This window comes from Sandaracinaceae bacterium (assembly GCA_016706685.1).
GTDB lineage: Bacteria > Myxococcota_A > Polyangia > Polyangiales > Houyiibacteriaceae > JADJJE01.
Window position 1 is genome coordinate 58,152 of record JADJJE010000015.1, and the last position, 20,039, is coordinate 78,190.

15 protein-coding genes are annotated in these 20,039 nt (G+C 70.3%); 7 read left to right on the forward strand and 8 right to left on the reverse strand.

All coding sequences use genetic code 11. From position 1 onward, the window contains the following. Positions 1 to 102 precede the first annotated feature (102 nt). Both IPI43_19370 and IPI43_19375 read left to right on the forward strand, forming a co-directional pair. The gene (locus IPI43_19370; GenBank protein ID MBK7776262.1) at positions 103 to 1,572 is read left to right on the forward strand and encodes a serine/threonine-protein phosphatase; all 1,470 of its coding nucleotides are present in this window, start codon (positions 103 to 105) and stop codon (positions 1,570 to 1,572) included. A 24-nt stretch (positions 1,573 to 1,596) separates the two neighbouring features. Then, positions 1,597 to 2,847, forward strand: a complete 1,251-nt coding sequence (locus tag IPI43_19375; protein ID MBK7776263.1) for an FHA domain-containing protein — start codon at positions 1,597 to 1,599, stop codon at positions 2,845 to 2,847. Between the two features lie 28 nt (positions 2,848 to 2,875). On the opposite strand, the gene IPI43_19380 is transcribed toward IPI43_19375, so the two are convergent. From IPI43_19380 to IPI43_19395, 4 genes are read right to left on the reverse strand one after another with little or no spacing between them, the layout of a single operon-like run. After that, positions 2,876 to 3,478, reverse strand: a complete 603-nt coding sequence (locus IPI43_19380) for a hypothetical protein (GenBank protein MBK7776264.1) — start codon at positions 3,476 to 3,478, stop codon at positions 2,876 to 2,878. 40 nt (positions 3,479 to 3,518) lie between these two features. After that, entirely contained in the window at positions 3,519 to 5,297 is a 1,779-nt protein-coding gene (locus tag IPI43_19385) for a phospho-sugar mutase (protein ID MBK7776265.1), read from the reverse strand. After that, the gene (locus tag IPI43_19390; GenBank protein MBK7776266.1) at positions 5,294 to 6,340 is read right to left on the reverse strand and encodes a DUF1624 domain-containing protein; all 1,047 of its coding nucleotides are present in this window, start codon (positions 6,338 to 6,340) and stop codon (positions 5,294 to 5,296) included. Before IPI43_19390 ends, IPI43_19385 begins: the two co-directional genes overlap by 4 nt. After that, a complete protein-coding gene (locus tag IPI43_19395; protein ID MBK7776267.1) occupies positions 6,337 to 7,659 on the reverse strand; it encodes an MFS transporter in 1,323 nt (440 codons plus the stop codon). Before IPI43_19395 ends, IPI43_19390 begins: the two co-directional genes overlap by 4 nt. A gap of 241 nt (positions 7,660 to 7,900) precedes the next feature. Here IPI43_19395 and IPI43_19400 point away from each other — a divergent pair, with 241 nt between their 5' ends. The 4 genes from IPI43_19400 to IPI43_19415 all read left to right on the forward strand — a co-directional run bounded on the left by IPI43_19400 (position 7,901) and on the right by IPI43_19415 (position 13,327). Next, complete coding sequence (locus IPI43_19400; protein MBK7776268.1) at positions 7,901 to 9,847, forward strand: OmpA family protein; 1,947 nt, start codon at positions 7,901 to 7,903, stop codon at positions 9,845 to 9,847. 179 nt (positions 9,848 to 10,026) lie between these two features. Further along, complete coding sequence (locus IPI43_19405; GenBank protein ID MBK7776269.1) at positions 10,027 to 11,199, forward strand: acyl-CoA dehydrogenase family protein; 1,173 nt, start codon at positions 10,027 to 10,029, stop codon at positions 11,197 to 11,199. A gap of 41 nt (positions 11,200 to 11,240) precedes the next feature. Next, positions 11,241 to 12,359, forward strand: a complete 1,119-nt coding sequence (thiO, locus tag IPI43_19410) for a glycine oxidase ThiO (protein ID MBK7776270.1) — start codon at positions 11,241 to 11,243, stop codon at positions 12,357 to 12,359. Continuing rightward, the gene (locus tag IPI43_19415) at positions 12,356 to 13,327 is read left to right on the forward strand and encodes an alpha/beta hydrolase (GenBank protein ID MBK7776271.1); all 972 of its coding nucleotides are present in this window, start codon (positions 12,356 to 12,358) and stop codon (positions 13,325 to 13,327) included. The genes thiO and IPI43_19415 overlap by 4 nt, the downstream gene beginning before the upstream one ends. Here the strand turns inward: IPI43_19415 and IPI43_19420 are convergent. After that, entirely contained in the window at positions 13,312 to 14,556 is a 1,245-nt protein-coding gene (locus IPI43_19420; protein ID MBK7776272.1) for a competence/damage-inducible protein A, read from the reverse strand. The genes IPI43_19415 and IPI43_19420 overlap by 16 nt on opposite strands. An 851-nt stretch (positions 14,557 to 15,407) precedes the next feature. Here IPI43_19420 and IPI43_19425 point away from each other — a divergent pair. Then, positions 15,408 to 15,827 (forward strand): cytochrome b5 domain-containing protein, encoded by a 420-nt coding sequence (locus IPI43_19425; GenBank protein MBK7776273.1) that lies wholly within the window; start codon positions 15,408 to 15,410, stop codon positions 15,825 to 15,827. Positions 15,828 to 15,839: 12 nt separating this feature from the next. Here the strand turns inward: IPI43_19425 and IPI43_19430 are convergent, their stop codons facing one another. From IPI43_19430 to IPI43_19440, 3 genes are all read right to left on the reverse strand, one after another. After that, the gene (locus tag IPI43_19430) at positions 15,840 to 17,282 is read right to left on the reverse strand and encodes a glyceraldehyde-3-phosphate dehydrogenase (protein ID MBK7776274.1); all 1,443 of its coding nucleotides are present in this window, start codon (positions 17,280 to 17,282) and stop codon (positions 15,840 to 15,842) included. 344 nt (positions 17,283 to 17,626) lie between these two features. Beyond that, complete coding sequence (locus tag IPI43_19435; protein ID MBK7776275.1) at positions 17,627 to 18,949, reverse strand: adenosylhomocysteinase; 1,323 nt, start codon at positions 18,947 to 18,949, stop codon at positions 17,627 to 17,629. Continuing rightward, a complete protein-coding gene (locus tag IPI43_19440) occupies positions 18,946 to 20,001 on the reverse strand; it encodes a methyltransferase (GenBank protein MBK7776276.1) in 1,056 nt (351 codons plus the stop codon). Before IPI43_19440 ends, IPI43_19435 begins: the two co-directional genes overlap by 4 nt. Positions 20,002 to 20,039: the final 38 nt, after the last annotated feature.

Genomic DNA, 20,039 nt, shown 5'->3' on the forward strand with positions numbered 1-20,039 from the left:
GCGGCGCCAGGCGCGCCGACAGATTCAGAAGGGCGCACAGGCAACGTGGAGCAATCACCGCAAGCGACGGGCGAGTCGATCCCCAGCGGCACCGAGGACGCCATGAAGACCCCGTCTTCCGTGTCGCCGTCTCCCGTGCCGAGCGGGCCCATCCACGTCCGCTTCTTCGGGGCCACCAACGTGGGCCTCATCCGCGAGCACAACGAAGACAACCTGACGGTCGGCAACCTCACCACCAAGGTGCGCGACCTGCCCGATGGTCAGGTGCAAGAGGCGGTGGTGCAGGCCGACGGCATCCTGTTGGCCGTGTGCGATGGCATGGGCGGCGCGGCGGCCGGCGAGGTCGCGAGCCAGATGGCCGTGGACACCATCTTCGAGATCATGGCCGGCGGCACCACGTGCGCCACACGTGACGACCTCGCGCGCCGGCTCGTCTACTCCATCGAGGATGCGGGCGGACGCATCTTCGGCTCGGCCAAGATGGACCGCACGCGCCGCGGCATGGGCACCACGGCCACGGCGGCAGCGCTCATCGACAAGGTGCTGTTCGTGGGCCAGGTCGGCGACAGCCGTGCCTACGTGCTGCGCAACGGGCAGCTCTCGCTCATCACCAAGGACCAGAGCCTGGTCAACCAGCTCATCGAAGCGGGCCAGCTCACCGAGGAGGAGGCCGAGTCCTTCGAGCACTCCAACATCATCCTGCAGGCCCTCGGCACTACCGAGGACGTCTCCGTGGACCTCACGTTCCTCGAGCTGCGCCAGGGCGACCGCATCATGATGTGCTCGGATGGCCTGAGCGGCATGGTGCACGCCGAGATCATCCGCGAGGTGCTGGCGGAGGTGAAGGACATCCCGGCGTGCTGCGCCCGCCTCATCGAGATGGCCAACGCCGGCGGCGGTCACGACAACATCACCTGCATCATCGCCGATTTCGATGGCCCTGGGCTCGGGCCCGCCGAGACCGCTCCGAAGGCCGCCTATCAGCAGTATCCGCTGCCGGACCTCGAAGACGACGACGAGCGCTCCGCGCGGCGCATCACCATGAAGACCGGGCCCAGCAAGCCCGGCAGCGACGTCAAGCGCGCCCCCATCGAATACGAGGACCCCGCGCCCACGCTGCCCACCGGCGCTTCGCTGCCTTGGTCGCTCATTGCCCTCGGCGCCGTCCTGTTGGGCGCGCTGGTGCTCTTCGCGTTCTTCATCGCCTACGGGCTCTCCACCTCCGCCGATGACGAGACGCTGCCATCGCCCGCGGCACCCATCGTGGGCACCGCTCCCGTGGAGCTGCGCATCCGCACCGACATCCCCAATGGGCACCTCTTCGTGGATGGCGAGGACTACGGCCCGGTGACCTCCGGGGCCGACGTGCAGCTCGAGCTCCCGCCCGGGCCTCATCGCCTCGAGATCCGCGTCGCGGGCGCCCCCGTGGTCAGCTCCGAGCTGACGCTGCGTCCCGGCATCCCCGGCGACGTGTTGCTGAGTGGACCCGAGGCTCCTCCCCCCGGCGACGACACCCCCGGCGCTGCGCCCGCCCCGAGCCCGAGCGGCGCAACCGAGATGTCTGCCTTCTAGGACTTTTCCGTTGCGAGCGACCGCTTGATCCGCCTTCACCAGACGTTCGGAGCCCACACAGGCAGAACGCTCACGTTCGACGGCGGGCCGATTCGCTGTGGGCGCCAGCCGGAGAACGAGCTGGCCTTCGACCCCAACGCGGACCTGGACGCTTCGGGCTTCCACGCAGAGCTGGTGCTGACAGGGACCACCTGGCGGCTGACCGACACCAAGAGCCGCAACGGCACGTGGGTCAATGGCGAGCGCGTCACCGAGGCCACCCTGGCGGACGGCGACGAGATCGAGTTCGGCGCAGGGGGCCCGCGCGTGCGCGTGGAGCTCTTCTCGCCGGACGCGCCCACCATGCGTCCCGCCAGCGGGCACGGCTCCATCCGGCCCCCGCCGCTGGGTGACCGCGCAGTGCTGTTCGTCCCCGTGTCTTCGCCCACGCCACCTCCGCCCGACGCGCCGGTGGCGTCCAGCGTGGTGCAGACAGCGCGCAGCCTGCCCGCCGACGAAGTGGCCAAGCGTCCTTCGTATCCAACGCCTCCGGTGCCACCTGCGCGCAAGGGCGTGCGTGGCTGGGTGGTGGCGTTGCTGGGCTGCAGTGGCCTGCTGGTGGCCGGCCTCGCCGTGGGTGTGGGGCTCTGGTGGGTCCAGCGCGTGCGCACGCCACCGCCCACTGCGGCCGACGCCACGCGCATCGCCACCGCCCACGCCGGTGCGCTCTTCACCGTGCTGCACCGCGACCCGCTCGGGCGCGAGCACGAGATCTGCGCGGGCTTCGCCGTGCGCCGGGACCTGATCGCCACGTCGGCGCGCTGCATCCACGCACTGCAGGCGGCGGCCGAGAGCGGGCATCGCGCCTTCGCGCGCCCGCCGGGCGGCGTGCTCCAGGACGTGGCCCACATGTACCGTCACCCCGGGATGCCCGCAGGCGCGCAGGTGGGCCCCGACGTGGGTCTCTTGCGGGTGACGGGGAGCGCGCCGGCGCTCACGTCGCTCGCGCCGGTGGACGAGGTGTCCGGGCTGCCCGACGGCACCGCCATCTTCGTGTGGGCAGCGGCCGGCAGTGGCGGTGGCCTGCGTGGTGGCCGCGTCACCAACGTGGCGGACCTGCCCGGTGCCGGCCCCGACCAGCAGCTGCTCCACGGGCTCGTGGGCACACCAGGCTCACCCGTGTTCGACCGTGAGGGCCGCGTGGTGGCCGTGCACGCAGGCACGGTGGGACAAGACGCCGTCCCGGGATACGGCGTGCGCATCGACGTGCTGCACGGGCTGCTGGCCGGGCTCTAGGCCCCGCGCCTGCTGCACGCACGGGTGGTCACGGGTCGTCGCGCAGGATGGCGTCCGCCACGGCTCGCCAGCGCACGGCGGCGTCGGCGTCGCGCTGGCCACGCTCACGCAGCTGGGCGCGCACGGCGCTCTCGGTGCGCGTGGGCGGCACCTCGGGCAGCTCCAGCAAGATGCGCTGAGCGCTGCGGCGGTGCTGCTCGGCGATGGCGCGCCCCACCACCACCACGCCGGCGGTGTCGATGGGCGCATGGAAGTCGTCGGGGAGCTCGATGTACCGGCGCACGCTCTCGAGGTCCGTGCCCGTCAGGAAGGTGGTGCGGCGCAGGTCGCCCAGGGTGCGGAAAGGCAGCACCTCACCGCGGTCGAGATCCACGCGAAAGCGCCGCGCGTCGAGGATGATCTCCCGCATGAGCTGGCCGTCTTCGAGGTCCAGCACCAGCTCGCGCACGGGCTCTTCGAGGCGCGCGCGGTCTCCGCCGCGGCGCTTGCCTGCTGCTGCCGTGAGCGCCGCGACCGCGCGTCGCCAGCGGAACTTGTCCGGATCGCGGCGGCGCACCACGCGCACCGCGCCGCGGTCCTGCCCCTGCTTCCCGTAGTATTCGATCGCGTCGGTGATGCGTGCGCCAAGCATAGGTCCTCGGCGAAGGTTGTCGGCCGACGCGGCCGGCGGGTCAAGAAAGCGGGGCGCCCCCCAGGTGCTCCACCAGGTCGTCGCGGATGGCCCGGGCCGCCACCTGGGCCCGCTTCCGCGCGTCGGCGATGCTCTCACCCACGCGTGGCTCGGCGCGGGCGTCGAAGTAGAGCTTGAGCTTGGGCTCCGTGCCGCTCGGGCGCAGCATGGCGCGCTGCCCACCGGTGAGCTCGATGACCAGCAGGTCGCTGGGCGCCCACCCGAGCGCCTCGGTGCGACCGTCCACATAGCGGCGCACGGCGTCGCGCCCGGAGAGGCGCGCCACGACGGGCACTCCGCCCAGCGACGTGACGTCCAGTCCATCGGCGCGCTCCACGAGCGCGCGGATGGTGGCCTGCCCGCTGCTCCCGGGCAGCACCCAAGACTCCTGCACGCTCACGTAGGCGCCGTGACGCCGCAGCAGCTCGTCGCGCGCGCCCAGCACGCTCACCCCGCGCGCCGCGCAGCGAGCCGCCAGGTCGCAGAACAGCAGCAGCGCCGAGATGCCGTCCTTGTCTCGCACCAGCGCGCCAGCGGCATAGCCCAGCGCCTCTTCATAACCGAACACGAAGCGCCTCCCGCGCGCCTCTTCCTCCATGGCGCGCGCGTGGATCCACTTGTGACCCGTGAGCGTCTGCGCGAAGGCCGCGCCGTGGGCGGCCGCGATCACACCCAGCAGCGGCGAGCTGACGATGGTGTTGATCACCACGCGCGGCTCGCTGGGATCGCCCGCCGCCAGCAGGTAGTCCGCCAGCAGGCAGCCGATCTCGTTGCCGCTCAGCGCCTCGTAGCTGCCGTCTTCTCGCGGCGCGACCACGGCCAGTCGGTCGGCGTCGGGGTCGTTCGCCACGCCGAGACTGGCGCCCACCTCGCGCGCCAGCGTGATCAGCGCGTCCAGCGCGCCGGGCTCCTCCGGGTTCGGAAAGCGCACGGTCGGGAAGCTGCCGTCCGGCTCGGCCTGCGACGCGACCACGTGCACGTCGTGGAAGCCCGCGCGCTCGAGCACCTCGTGCACGGTGGCGAGGCCCACGCCGTGCAGTGGCGTGTAGGCAATGCGCAGCGCGCGCGGGCCGTCGCCGGCTGGCAGGCTGGCCAACACCCCCTGCACGTAGCGCTCGCGCACGCTCGACCCGAGCGTGATCCGGTGCCCGTGCTCGCGCGCCTCCGCCTCCCCGGCGAGCTGCACCTCCGCGGCCGGTGGCGCGGCGTCGATGGCCGCCGCGATGCCGTGATCGTGCGGGGGGATGATCTGCGCGCCGTGTTCCCAGAACACCTTGTAGCCGTTGTACTCCGGCGGGTTGTGGCTGGCGGTGATGACCACGCCCGCCGCGGCGCGCTGGTCGAGGACGGCAAACCCCACCAGCGGCGTGGGCGCAAAGTCCTCGAACACCCGCGCCACGATGCCCGCGCCCGCGACCACGGCCGCCACGTCTTCTGCAAAGCGGCGGCTGTCGGGGCGCGCGTCGAAGCCGATGCACACGCCGCGCTCGGCCGCTCCCGGGACCTGCGTCTTCAGCCACGCGCACAGCCCGTGCGTGGCGCGGATGACGGTGGCGCGGTTGAGGCGCCCCGGCCCTGCGCCCACCAGCCCGCGCAGGCCCGCGGTGCCGAACTCGAGGCGCTCGCTCATGCGTACTGCGAGCGCGTGGTCCACGACACTGCCCGTGGTGAGCGCCTGCACATGAACTCCGCGCAAGTCGCGCAGCTCGTGCTGGGTGGCCGGGTCGGGGTCCCCCGCGATCCAGGCGTCGGTCGTGGCCAGCAGTGCGTCGTGGGTCATGAGACCGCCGGAGTGTACCGCCACGCGCGCCACCGGTCCCGCAGCCAGTCGCTCGCGCGCACCAGCGCGTAGGTCAGCGCCACCAGGCCCAGCACCCAGGGTGTGGCGGCGGCCACGCTGGTGTCGGTCAGCGCGCGCACGGGCTTGCCCAGCGCCCCATAAGCGAAGGGCAGGTGGAACGCATAGACCCGCAGCGACCGGGTGCCCAACGTGAGCAGCACGGGCACGGCGAAGCGCGTCGCGGCCACACGCGGGTACGCCACCAAGGCCGCACCGATGACGAACAGCGCGCGTGCTCCGAGGTCGAGCGCGTTCAACCACACCGCGGGGTGGGTGCGTGAGAGCGGAACGCCCGCGGCGCTCAGCCATGCCTGCATGCCCCAGCTCGAGACCACGGCGACGCCCAGCGCCACCAGCGCCACGCGCCCGGGCCAGCGGACACACACGGGCGTGATCGCCGCGCCCAGCGCGCACCAGACTGCCAGCGGGAAGACTGGCATCACGGTGAAGGGCGGAACGTCCACGAACGGCACCAGCGCGAAGCGCAGCGGGCTCTCGAGGTCCGCTGCGGCGCCGTTCAGCCACGGGCTGGGCAGAAGCACTAGCAGCGCCACCACGAGCGCTGTCCGCTGCGGCCGCGCGCGCCCGGGCAACACCAGCCCCAGCAGCATGGAGCTCGCGCCGATCACGTGCAGCACGTCGAAGCGCAGGTAAGACCCGAGCTCACGGGCGCCATCCATCAGGCCGTAGATCACGTTGAGTGCAAAGCCGGCCAGCACCACCCGAAATCCGCGCCACACTAGCTCACGGCGAACGTCGTGGGGCGCCTCTCCGCGCGCGAGCCCGCGCTGCACACGCAGCGCCACGCCCATGCCCGCCAACGTCAAGAACAGCGGCAGCGGCAAGAGCGCGATGAAGCGCGTGAGCGCGAACGCTGCCGTCACCCGATCAGGCGCGTCCACGTACGCGTCGTAGGCGTGCGCCTCGATCATGCCGAGACACGCGAGCCCGCGCGCCAGGTCGAGACCGCCCAGCCGCTTCATGCGCCGGGCAGGTAGCTGCGCTCGCGGACCTGGCGCGCGTAGGGCACGAACAGCAGCGCGCCCAGCAGCATGATCCCCGCGTACAGCACGAACGACGTGGTGGTGCTGACCGTGGCGTGGCCCTGCGCGTTGGTGGTCAGCCGCGTGATGCCCACCGTGAACAGGTTCCCGAGCGCGGCGCTGGCCAGGTAGAGCGACATGACCATGGACTTCATGCGGGGAGGGGACTGCGTGTACGCGTACTCGAGCGCGGTGACCGACACCAGCAGCTCGCCCGTGGTGAGGATGGCGTAGCCGATGAGCTGGAAGAAGATGGTGGGCTTCGCCCCCGCGTCCAGCTGGGCCTCGAGCCCCGCCGAGTACAGGAACGCCAGCGCGGCGATGACCATGCCGACGCCGATCTTGCGCATGGGCGTGAGGGCCACGTGACGCTCGAGGCGCGGATACACATAGAGCGCGAAGAGCGGCGTGAGCAGCAGGATGAAGATGGGGTTGGCCGACTGCATGTTGTCGGCGAGCCAGTTGTGACCGTGCAGGTCCATGCGGCGCCCCTGCGCGACCCAGCTGGACGCGGTCTGGTCGAAGAGCGTCCAGAAGAGCGCCACGAACGTGAAGAGCAGCACCAAGCGGCCGAACACGCGCAAGCCCTCTGCGCCCAGCGCCTCCTGCACGAAGGCCTTCCCACCTGGTGGGATGTGGGCGAAGCGGTGCCGGCCCAGCCAGAACACGAACGTGGCGATGACCATCAGCACGCCCGGTAGCCCGAAGGCGGCGTGAGGTCCGTAGGTGTCCAGCAGCCACGGTGTCAGGTTCATGGCGATGGCGGCGCCCACGTTGATGGCGAGGTAGAAGAACGCGAACGCCCGCGTGACGAGGTGCGCGTTCCGCTCGCCGAACTGGTCGCCCACGTGGGCCGACACGCACGGCTTGATGCCGCCCGCCCCGATGGCCAGCACCGCCAGCCCCAACACCAGGCCCAGCTGCGTGGTGTTCACCGCCAGGATGACGTGCCCCGCGCAGTACACGGCGGAGAGCGCCAAGATCACCCGGTACTTGCCGAGCCAGGCGTCCGCCGCGATGGCGCCCAGGATGGGCAGCGCGTAGAGGGCCGCTACGAAGGTGTGGATGAAGGCCTTGGCCTCCGGCTCGGTGAGGGTGTCGGGCGCTCCGGCCGCATCCACCATGTGCGTGGTCATGAAGGTGAAGAGGATCGCCTTCATTCCGTAGAAGCTGAAGCGCTCGGCGGCCTCGTTCCCCACGATGAACGGGATCCCGGAGGGCATCGTGTCGGTCGCTTCGGGCACGCTCCGGTAGGCCATGGCGCCATCTATAACAGGAAGGCCGTGCCTGCGATGCCCCACCCTTGATTTCCACAAGGAAGGAAGATTTAGCTGTATCTGGAATGCAAGTGTGTGGCAGACTTCGAGAAGATGTGGTAGCTGTCCCCGAATAAGGACACTCCGCATCGGTGTCCTATTTCACGTTGCGGGTGATATCCTCGCGACCGGAACAGCACGCAGACTGCACACGGCAAGCTGCGCGAATCCTCAGGAGGCTCAAGTGACAGACTCGAAGACACGCGCGACCACGCTCCAGCGACTCGCCATACGCCTGGCGGCGCTGACCATCGTGGGCGGGGCTTCCGTGGTGGGCGCGCAGCCCAGCGTTCAGCTCAGCCGGTTCACGCCCTCGGAGCAGACCAACGACGGCTTCGCCGTGAGCTCGGCCGAGGTCCAGGGGGACATGCGCTTCGGCGCACAGTTCTACATCGACTACGCGAACGACCCGCTGGTCTACGAGCTCACGCGCGGCGACGCCGGCAGCGAGCAATTCTCGGTCGTGGAGCACCAGCTCACCGGCAACCTCAACGCGTCGCTGGGCATTCGTGACCGGCTCACGGTGTCCATCGGCCTGCCCATCGTGTTCCTCCAGAACGGCGAGGACATCCCGGCCGGCCTCGGCGTCGTGGACGGGGATGGCCCTCCGAGTGCCACGGGCGTGCCCATCTACCTGGCGGACGGCTTCGCCCTCGGCGACCTCTGGGTCGGCGGTCGCGTGCGGCTCTTCGGGGATACCGAGAGCGTGTTCATGCTCTCCGCCGAGGGGCGCTTGATCATCCCCACGGCCTCCATCTTCGACGATGGCCAGCACTACGCGGGTGAGCGCGGTGTGGCTGGGGCCGCCGGCCTGATCGCGCAGATCAACGTCGGGCGCTTCCGCTTGATGGCGAACCTCGGCGCGCACTTGCGTTCCGACAACGCCGACTGCCGCGACCTCCCCGGTCCCTCCGGCCCCGGCGCCAACTGCTTCTACGGCGCGCGCCAGGGTGACGAGTTCACCTACGGCATCGGCGCCACCGTCCGCCTGCTGGACGATACCGACCTGCGCGCCATCCTCGAGGTGCACGGCCGCACCACGTTCCAGAACTTCTTCGATCGCGAAGAGACGCCCTTCGAGCTGCTCGCCGGCCTCAAGTACACCCACACCAGCGGCCTGACGGCCGGCATCGGCGGCGGCCCCGGTCTGGTGCGCGGCTTCGGCTCGCCCGACTTCCGCGTGTTCGCGATGGTGGGCTACACGGAGCCCACCGCGGGCACCGTCATCCGCCTCGACACCGACGGCGACGGCATCTACGACGACGAGGACCAGTGCGTCAACGAGCCCGAGGACGTGGACGGCTTCGAGGACACCGAGGGCTGCCCGGATCCCGACAACGACGGCGACGGCATCCTGGACGGCAGCGACCAGTGCCCGATGGAGCCCGAGGACGCCGACGGCTTCGAGGACGAGAACGGCTGCCCGGACCCGGACAACGACGGCGACGGCATCCTGGACGCGTCCGACGCGTGCCCGATCGACCCCGAGGACATCGACGGCTTCGAGGACGAGAACGGCTGCCCCGAGCCCGACAACGACGGCGACGGCATCCCCGACAGCGCCGACCGCTGCCCGAACGAAGCTGGCCCGACGGCGAACAACGGCTGCCCGTGGCCCGACCAAGACGGCGACACGGTGGTGGACCCGGTCGACAGCTGCATCACCGTGCCCGGCACCGTGGAGTTCCACGGCTGCCCCGAGCAGACGGACGTGGTCATCGGCGAGGGCGGCATCGAGATCCTCCAGACCATCTACTTCCGCACCAACCGTGACGTCATCGAGTCGCGCTCCTTCGGCCTGCTCGACAACGTGGCGCGCCTCCTGAACGAGCACCCCGAGGTGCGCCTGGTGCGCGTCGAGGGTCACACCGACACGCGTGGCCGCCTGGCCAACAACATGCGCCTCTCGCAGGCGCGCGCCGAGGCCGTCATGCGCTACCTCGTGGAGCACGGCGTCAGCGCCGCGCGCCTCGAAGCGCAGGGCTACGGTCCCACGCGCCTGATCGTCGAGAACGCCCGCACCCCGGATGAGCACGCGCGCAACCGCCGCGTGGTGTTCACCATCGTGGGCGACGACTCGGGCATCCAGCGCGAAGACAGCGGCCCCGGCGCCGACACCATCGACCGCTGAGCCGCGGCGGCACTTGCCGCGCGCACCCTAGAGCGAGAGCCCTGGCCCCTCACGGAGCCAGGGCTTTTTCGCGTTTGCGGGAAGGGGCTTGCCACGCCTCCCCGGACGCTGTAGAAAATGAATGCACATTCATTCAGCGCGCCGAGGGCTTCCCGGCGACGCGCCACCGGAGAGCACGAATGGTTTTCAATCCCTTCACCGAAGAGCACGAGCTCTTTCGCCAGCAGGTCCGCAACTTCGCCGAGAAGGAGCTCGCTCCCCACGCGGACGCATGGGAGGAGGCGGAGCTCTTCCCCAACGAGGTGTTCAAGTGGGCGGGCGACCGCGGCATCCTCGGCGCGCACTTCAGCGAGGAGTTCGGCGGCGGCGGCGGCGACTTCTGGATGAGCATCGTCAAGGCCGAGGAGCTCCCGCGGAACAACTCGGCGGGCGTCACCATGGGCCTCTTGGTTCAGTCGGACATGGCCACGCCGGTCATCCACGACATCGGCACGCGCGAGCAGAAGGAAGAGTTCCTGCGGCCTGCCATCGCCGGCGACCGCATCGCCGCCCTCGGCGTGAGCGAGCCCGGGGCCGGGTCGGACGTGGCCGGCCTGCGCACCACCGCGCGCCTGGTGGGCGACGAGTACATCATCAACGGCAGCAAGACCTACATCACCAACGGCACGCGGGCGAGCTTCGTCACGTGCATGGTGAAGACCAACCCCGAGGCGGGCGCGCGCGGCATCTCCATCATCCTCGTGCCCACCGACGTGGCGGGCTACAGCGTGAGCCGCAAGCTCAAGAAGGCGGGCAACTGGGCCAGCGACACGGCCGAGCTGTTCTTCGAAGACGTGCGCGTGCCCAAGCGCTACCTGCTGGGCCAAGAGGGCATGGGCTTCATCTACCTCATGCAGAACTTCCAGTCGGAGCGCCTGGTCGGCTGCGCCAGCGCCATCGCGGGCTCGAAGCTCGCGCTCGACCGCTCGGTGGCCTGGGGCCGCGAGCGGCAGGCGTTCGGCAAGCCGCTCATCAAGCGCGAGTTCTGGCAGCAGAAGTTCGTGGAGCTGTACACCAAGCTCGAGGCCGCCAAGGCGCTCACGTACAAGGCCGTTGACGCATACAACGACGAGAAGTACGTCAAGAAGACCATGCTCTCGATGGAGACCACCAAGCTCGTGTCCATGGCCAAGGCCTACGTCGGTGACGTGAACGGCGAGATCATGGACCAGTGCGTGCAGTTCCACGGTGGCATGGGCTACCTCGAAGATCTCTGGGTGGCGCGCGCCTGGCGCGACTCGCGCTTGCTCCGCATCGGCGGCGGCGCGACCGAGGTCATGCGCTACACCACCGCGAAGATCATGGGGCTCTGAGCCTGAGCGCGCCGGACGTCATCATCGTGGGCGGGGGCATCATGGGATGCACCGCCGCGCTGCGTCTGGCGCAAGCCGGGCTCTCGGTGTGCGTGCTGGAGCGCAGCGTGCCGGGAGCCGAGGCGTCCACCGCAGCGGCCGGCATCTTGGCGCCCTTGATGGAGGCCGAAGACGTGGGCCCCGCGCTGCGCCTGGGGCTGCGCTCGGCGGCGTTGTATGCGCAGCTGGCCAGTGAGTTGCGCGAGGGGCACGCGCTCGAGATCGGGCACCGGGTCACGGGGCTGCTGCGCCTGGCGCTCGCCCACGAGCACGACGGCGTGGCGGCGCTCGAAGAACACGCGGCGCGCCTGCTGGGTAGCGGCTTGCCGGCAACGCGCGGGGTGGCGCTCATCGATGGCGACGAGGCGCGCCGACGCGAGCCCGAGCTGTCGCAGGACGTGCAGGCCGCGCTCGAGCTGCCGGGGGAAGGGCAGGTGGACCCGCGCCTGCTGCTGCCCGCGCTGAGCATGGCCGCCGAACGCCTGGGCGTGCGCTTCGTGACCGACTGCGTGGTGCGCGAGGTGCTGACCGAGGGCGGCCGAGCGCGCGGCGTGCGGCTCGACGCGGAGGTCCTCCATAGCGAGCACGTGGTGGTGGCCGCAGGCTCGTGGACCAGCTTGGTGCCGGGCGTCCCGCTGCCCAGCGTGACCATCCTGCCGGTCAAGGGGCAGGTCATGCGCACCCACGCGCGGCCGCGTCTGCTGGAGCGCGTGGTGTTCGGTGCCGGCGGCTACCTGGTGCCGCGCGCCGCGGGCGATGTGCTGGTGGGCGCCACCACCGAGCGTGTGGGCTTCGTGCGCGGCGTCACGCTCGCGGGGTTGGCCGAGCTCATCACCATCGCCACGCGCATCGCGCCGCGCTTGGCGGGCTGCAACGTGTTGGACCACTGGGCCGGGTTCCGCCCGGGCACACCCGATGGGCTGCCCTTGGTGGGGCCCACTCCGGTCAGCAACTTGTGGCTGGCGAGCGGTCACTACCGCAACGGCATCCTCTTGGCGCCGGTCACCGCCGAGATCCTGTGTGCCCAGCTGCTGGGCCAGCCGCTGGGTGCGTTGGCCAGCGACGCACGCGCGCTCGACCCGCGGCGGTTTCCCCCAGGCGAAGCACGGAGCCAGGCATGAGCGACGAGAGCCACACGCGCAGCGGTCACGCTGCCTTCTTGGACATCGAGGCCGCCGTGGACGACGGTGCGCCGCGCTCGTTCTTCGTGGACGCGAACGGCATCCGCCACCACGTGCTCGAGTGGCTGCCGCCGGCGGGGGTCACGCCGCGCGGTGAGGCGGTGCTGCTGTGCCACGGCTTCCTCGACTTCGCGCACAGCTACGTGCTGGTGGCGGTGCCGCTCGCGGCGCTGGGCTACCGCGTGCTGGCCTTCGACTGGCGCGGACACGGGCAGAGCAGCTGGGTGGCTCCGAGCGGCTACTACCACTTCCCAGACTACGTGCAGGACCTCGAGCGCCTCTTGCCGCAGCTGGTGGCGGCCGACGAGCCCGTGCACCTGGTGGGCCACTCCATGGGCGCCACGGCCTGCGCCATGTTCGCGGGCGTGCGCAGTGAGCGGCTGCGCTCCGTGTCGCTTCTGGAGGGCCTCGGGCCGCCCAGCTCACCGCTCGAGAGCGCGCCGGACCGCTACAAGAGCTGGCTCACGTCGTGCGCGCGCGTGGAAGAGAAGCCCGAGACGCTGATCGCGGATCTCGACGACGCGTTGCGCCGCATGCGGGTGCAGAACAGCCAGCTGGGCGGCGCGTTCGGGCGCTTCCTGGCGGGCAAGGCCACGCAGCCGGCGGCGGAGGGGAAGCTCACGTGGCGCTTCGACCCGCGCCACCGGACCATGTCGCCGCTGCCCTTCAGGGCCGAGATGTTCTGTGCGTTCCTGGCACGCATCAAGGCGCCCACGCTGGTGCTGCTGGGCGAGAAGGGCTACCGCCTGGCCGACGAGGCCGCGCGCTTGGCGGTGATGCACGAGCCCACGGTGCGCGAGATCGCGGCCACGGGGCACATGCTGCACTGGTTCGCGCCGGAGGCCGTGCTCGAGTCGCTGACAGCGCACTTCGCGCGAGCCACTCAGGCTGCTCAGTCGTCCAGCTGACCGAGCGCGCTGCGCATCATGATCCGCAGGGCCGTGTAGGCGGCCAGCGTGCGGATCTGGTCGCGCTCGCCCGGGAAGAGGCGGTGGCGCGTGACCGTGGGCTGACCGTCCATGGCGATGCCGAACCAGACGGTGCCGATGGGCTTGTCCTCCGACCCGCCACCCGGGCCGGCGATGCCGGTGATGCTCACGGCCAGGCTGGCTCCCGAGATGCGGCGCGCGCCCTCGGCCATCTCGGCGGCGACCTCGGCGCTCACGGCGCCATGCGCGCGGATGACCTCGGGGTTGACGCCCAGCATGCGTGACTTGGCGGAGTTGGCGTAGGCCACGGCGGAGAGCAGCACGTAGTCGCTGCTGCCAGGAACGTTGGTGAGCATGGTGGCCGCCAGGCCTCCGGTGCACGACTCGGCCAGCGCCACGGTGAGGCCCTTGTCGCGCAGCGCGCGCCCCACGGCGTCGGAGAAGGTGTCGTCACGCTCGCCGAAGATGCAGTCGCCCAGGCGCTGCCGCACGGCGGAGGCGGCCTCGTTCGCGATGCGGACCGCGTCCCCCTCGGTGGCCGCGCGCGCGTGGATCTTGACCTCGATCTCCGGGAACGAGGCGCGGTAGCCCAGCGTGACGCCGAACTCTTCGGCGATGCCGCCGAGCAGGCCCGCCACGCGCGACTCGGTCTTGCCGAACGTGCGCAGGTGCACCTGGTGCGTGTTGCGCTCCGCCTGCGAGGCGATGGCCGGCACGATGGACTCGCGGAAGAGGTGCCGCATCTCGCGTGGCACGCCCGGCATGAAGTAGCAGGTGGCGTCGCCGAGAGGCAGCGCGAAGCCGGGCGCGGTGCCCACCGGGTTGGGGATGACGCTGGCGGTCTCCGGGCGGTCCGCTTGCTTCGCGTTCTCGTCCGGCATGACGCGCCCGAACGAGGCGTACTTCTTCTTGATGGCGTCCAGCACCACGGGGTCGCGCAGCAGTGGCTGGTTGGCCGCCTGCGCGGCCGCCGCTGCGGTGAGGTCGTCCGACGTGGGCCCGAGGCCGCCCGTCACGATGACCACCGAGGCCTTCGTGGCGAGGCGCCGCAGCGCGTCCACGATGAGCGGGATGTCGTCTTCCACGGTGGCGTGCTCGTGCACGTCGAACCCGAGCGTGATGAGCTGCTCGGCCAGCCAGGTGGCGTTGGTGTCGACGAGCTCGCCCCGGGTGAGCTCGGTACCGATGGACAGGATCGCGGCGGTCATTGGGGTCGCAGAGAGTGCCAGCCCGTCTTGGGTAGGGCAATAGCGGTGCTGGGCGGGGTCCGGGTGCCTCCTCCTGCTGTCTCCGGGTGGGATCACGGTGGCGTCGTCGATCGGAGGGGGACGGGCACCCTGGTCTGCGGGGCCGGTCGCGCTGGCGCTCCCTCGGGTGCCTCCCCCATTTCCGTGCGTCCTGCGGACGCTGAAATGGGGCCCCCCCCACCCCCGCTGCCCAGGGCGCCCGTCCCCCTCCTGCGGTGGCGTCTCGTGGGAGCACGCGGGTGGGCTCGACGGAGGAGGCACCGGGCCCTTTTTCGCCGTCGGGGCTCGACGGAGACGGGTGGCACCCGTCTAGCTCGGCGTGGGGTCAGCTGGGCTCGGGGTGCGGGTGTGCGTCCACCGGGGGCGTCCGCCTGGTCCGGTACGACGGGGCGCGGCGCTGCTACCGGCAGACCACTCCTGGGTACTGGTCCGTCGATTGCCTCCACGGTGTCCATCCAGGCGGAACCTGCACGCTGTGGCCTTCGATGTTGGACACCATCCGCAATCCAGGTGACGCCGCACGCTGATTTGGCCCGGTTCGCTCGTCCGCCTGGCAGTGGACCTGCGCGACCTGCGTTGCTGCACAACCGACGACGGCGCCGAAGAGCGCGATGAGAAAAGCCTGCCTCTTGTTCATTGTCTTCTCCTTGCTTGGACCCGGCATATTACACCACGCATCTTGCGCAGCCGAACCAGCGCGCCCGTGCCCGCCGCGACCCCTGCCCCGCCCCGGCGGATCGATCACGCGACCAAGCACACCCGGAGTGACCCGGGCCTTGTCGCCTGCCCACGCCGCGTGCTCTGATCAACCCATGGGCCTCCTCGGAAAGATCGTTCAGAACACCAAGTTCGTCGCCAAGGCCGTCCGCGCCGTCACGCGCGACCGCGTCTCTCCCCCGGCGCAAGCCCCGCTGCCGGTGGGCGAGGTGCGCGACTACACCGCCGCCGAGCTGACCGCGTACGACGGCAGCGACCCCACGCGGCCCGTGCTCCTCTCCATCGAGGGCCGCGTGTTCGATGTCACACCCGGCCGCAGCTTCTACGGGAAGGGCGGCCCCTACGAGATGTTCGCGGGCAAGGAGTGCGCCGTCGCCCTCGCCAAGATGAGCTTCGACGCCGCCGACGTGCACGGCGACACCAGCACCCTCGAAGCCGAAGAGCGCGAGAAGCTCAACGACTGGCGCGAGACCTTCGAAGGCAAGTACCGCGAGCTGGGCCGCCTGCTGCCGTAGGAGCTCAACCTCTCAAGCCGGCAGCGTGGGCGGCCGCACGCCGGCCATGTGCTGCACCAACCGCATCACCTGGCAGCTGTACCCGTACTCGTTGTCGTACCACACGTACAGCACGCAGCGGTTCTGGTCCGTGATGGTGGCCGTGGCGTCCACGATGCCCGCGTGGCGGTTGCCCACCAGGTCGCTCGAGACGATGTCCGGCGAGGTGAGGTAGTCGATCTGGTCCTGCAGGGGCGAGTCGATGGCCACCTTGCGCAGGTGGTCGTTGAGCGCGTCCTTCGTGATGGGCTGGCCCAGCGTGAGGTTCAGGATGGCCAGCGACACGTTGGGGGTGGGCACGCGGATGGCGTTGCCGGTGAGCTTGCCGGCCAGCTCGGGCAGGGCCTTGGCCACGGCCTTGGCGGCGCCCGTCTCGGTGATGACCAGGTTGAGCGGGGCCGCGCGCCCGCGCCGCGCCTTCTTGTGGAAGTTGTCGATCAGGTTCTGGTCGTTGGTGTACGAGTGCACCGTCTCCATGTGGCCCGACTGGATGCCGTACTGGTCGTTGATGACCTTGAGCACCGGCACGATGGCGTTGGTGGTGCAGCTGGCCGCCGACACGATGGAGGCGTCCGCCGCGAGCGTGCCGTCGTTCACGCCGAACACGATGTTGGGCACGTCGCCCTGGCCCGGCGCGGTGAGGATGACCTTGGCCGCGCCCTTGGCCTTCAAGTGGCGCCCGAGGCCGTCGCGGTCGCGCCAGATGCCCGTGTTGTCCACGATGATGGCGTCGCGGATGCCGTACTGCTCGTAGTCCACGTCTTCCGGGGCGTTCGAGTACAGCACGCGCACCATGTTGCCGTTGATGACCAGCGCGTTGTCCTCTTGGTCCACGCGGATGGTGCCGCTGAAGGGCCCGTGGATGGAGTCGCGGCGCAGCAGGCTGGCGCGGCGCTCGAGGTCGCCCTCCTTGCCCGGACGCACCACGATGGCGCGCAGGCGGAACTTGTCGCCGCCGCCGATCTTGTCGATGAGGATGCGCGCCATCAGGCGGCCGATGCGGCCGAAGCCGTAGAGCACCACGTCCTGGGGCTCGCGGCGCATGGGCTCGCGGCCCGTGTTCAGGCTGGCGAGCTGGCTGCGCACGTAGTCGGCGAAGCTGCCCTCCACCTGGTCACGCCCGAAGTTGCGGCGCAGCTTGCCCACGTCCACCTTGGCGGGCGCCAGGTCCATCGCGGTCATCGCCTCGATCGCGGTGAACGTGTCTTCGAGCGGGAGCTCGAGTCCGTCCAGGCGGCGCGCGGCGCGGTGGGCCTTGATGATCTCGAGCGGCGTGGCCTGCACCAGCGACACACCGTGGATCAACAGCACGATGCCGTGCCTGCGGTACAGCGCCCCCAGCAGCGGCAGCATCCGCTCGGCTAGGTCTTCGCGCTTCTGCCATTCGGCGAGGTAGGTCTCGGACTTGTCGGCCATCGCGCCGGAAGGTAGCCGAAAGCCTCGCTGACGCCAGTCGGACCGAGCGGGCTAGTGCGTTTCACGGCCGGCCCCCACGTGGGCTCTAGGGCCTTGGTGCCCGCTTCCGCGAGATCAAGGCGTCAGGCGGAGACAGGGTACGCGCGGGGCATGTGGAGGGCCTTGGCAATGGAACGCTGCGGAAGGTCTTGGATGGAACACACACGCCGATCGTCGCGACCCTATCTCCAGCCTGACAATGACCATTCTGGGGGACGCACGTTTCGGAGCGGTTTCAGTACCGCAACATCGTCGTCATCGCGCACGAGTTGCCCCGCGCGCGATGACCGGACGACCGCGTTCGCTCAGTAGCGGTAGCGCTCGGGCTTGAACGGGCCCTCGGGCGTGACGCCCAGGTAGTTCGCCTGCTCCACCGACAGGATGGTCAGCTTGGCGCCCAGCTGGCCGAGGTGCAGCGCCGCCACCTTCTCGTCCAGGTGCTTCGGCAGCACGTAGACCTCACCGCGCTCGTACTCGTCCTGGTCGTTCCACAGCGTGATCTGCGCCAGCACCTGGTTGGTGAAGCTGTTGCTCATCACGAAGCTGGGGTGACCGGTGCCGCAGCCCAGGTTCACCAGGCGGCCGCGCGCCAGCACGATGATCCGCTTGCCGTCCGGGAAGATGAAGTGGTCGACCTGCGGCTTGATCTCTTCTTCCTTCACGCCGTTCGCCGGGTTGGTCAGGTACGAGATCTCGATCTCCGAGTCGAAGTGCCCGATGTTGCAGAGAATCGCCTGGTTCTTCATGCGCTTCATGTGCTCGCCGGTGACGACGTGGAAGCAGCCCGTGGCGGTGACGACGATGTCGGCGATGGGCGCCACTTCGTCCATGGTCACGACCTGGTAGCCCTCCATGCACGCCTGCAGCGCGTTGATGGGGTCCACCTCGGTGATCATGACGCGCGCGCCCTGACGCGAGAGCGCCTGCGCGCAGCCCTTGCCCACGTCGCCGTAGCCGCAGACCACCGCGACCTTGCCGGCGATCATGACGTCGGTGGCGCGCTTGATGCCGTCCACCAGCGACTCACGGCAGCCGTAGAGGTTGTCGAACTTCGACTTGGTGACCGAATCGTTCACGTTGATGGCCGGGCAGAAGAGGCCGCCCGCCTTGCTCATCTCGTAGAGGCGATGGACGCCCGTGGTGGTCTCCTCGGAGATGCCCACGATCTTGTCCTCGCCCTCGAACCACGAGGGGTAGTGCTTGTGGATGATGGCCGTGAGGTCACCGCCGTCGTCGAGGATCATGTTGGGGCGCTTGCCGCCCTTGAAGGCCTCGAGCTGCTGGTAGATGCACCAGTCGTACTCTTCCTCGGTCTCGCCCTTCCAGGCGAAGACGGGCACGCCCGTGGCGGCGATGGCGGCCGCGGCGTGGTCCTGCGTGGAGAAGATGTTGCAGCTGGTCCAGGTGACCTCGGCGCCGAGCGCGGTGAGCGTCTCGATCAGCACGGCGGTCTGGATGGTCATGTGCAGGCAGCCCGCGATGCGCGCGCCCTTGAGCGGCTGCTTCTCGCCGAACTCGCGGCGGAGGGCCATGAGGCCGGGCATCTCGTGCTCGGCGATCTTGATCTCGCGACGGCCCCAATCGGCCAGCGACATATCGGCAACTTTGTACTTCAGCTGTTCGGTCATGAGCTCTTCTTCTCTCTGTTTCTCGGTGAGGCTTCTCGGGGGAAGTCGGGAAGGGGGGACACGGGGCGGCGCGCCACGAGCACCTGCCAGTCGAGGTGCGCGTCGGGGCCGTTCCCGCAACGGACATGGGGGATGCGATGGATGCTGGGGTCCGTGAGCTGCGCGCGCGTGGCCAGCTGGCGCAGCTCCTCGGGCGTGAAGCCCAGCCACAGGTCGGCCTGCTGCTCGCGCAGGGCCTCGTCCTCGTGGGCCAGGTAGTCCAGCACCACCAGCGCGCCACCCGGGGCCAGCAGCTCGGCCAGTCGCCGCACGGCTTCTTGCGGACGTGGGGCGTGGTGCAGCACGCGCGCGGCGAACACCACGTCGGCGCCACCCAGCGAGGCCACGTGCGCGGCGACCTCGGCGGCGTCGTAGGCGGTGTGCAGCAGGTCCACGTTCCGGTAGCCACGGCGCGCCAGGCGGGCCCTTGCCTGCGCCACGCGGGCGTCCGAGCGATCCACGGCCACCACGTGGTCGAACACGGGCGCCAGCACGTCCAGCAGGCTGCCGTCGCCGGTGCCCGCGTCCACGGCCACGCGCCGCTGCGCGATCAGGGGCGCCAGCGCCGACAGATAGGCAGGCAGCTCGGGCGGCAGGTCGGGCGTGCTGGCCTCCACCGGCTGGGCGAAGAACTCGCGGGCTTCGTCGTCGCGTGCGGCCACGATCTCGGCCACCCGCGCGAGGCTGCCGTCGGCCGTGCAGAGCCGCATGCCCGCACGCAGGGCGTCGTGCACCACGGCGTCGTCGGTCTGCCCGAGGGCCAGCGCCACCAGCGCGCGGGTTCCCTGCTTGCGCACGGCCAAGAGGCCGCCTTCCTTGAGCGCCTTCACCCGCCGCGACACGTTGGGCTGCGACTCGCCCAGCAGCTCGGCCAGCTCGCCCACGGTCAGCTCTTCGCTGCTGGCCAGCGCCAGGAGCCGCAGCCGCTCGGGCTCACCCAGGAGCTTGTAGAGCTCCCAGCGAGGCGTGCTGGACCCACTGAGCGAGTCCGGGCTGGCGACGGGGTCCGGCATGAGCCCCCTCTATATGCGAACATTCGTATATCTGCAAA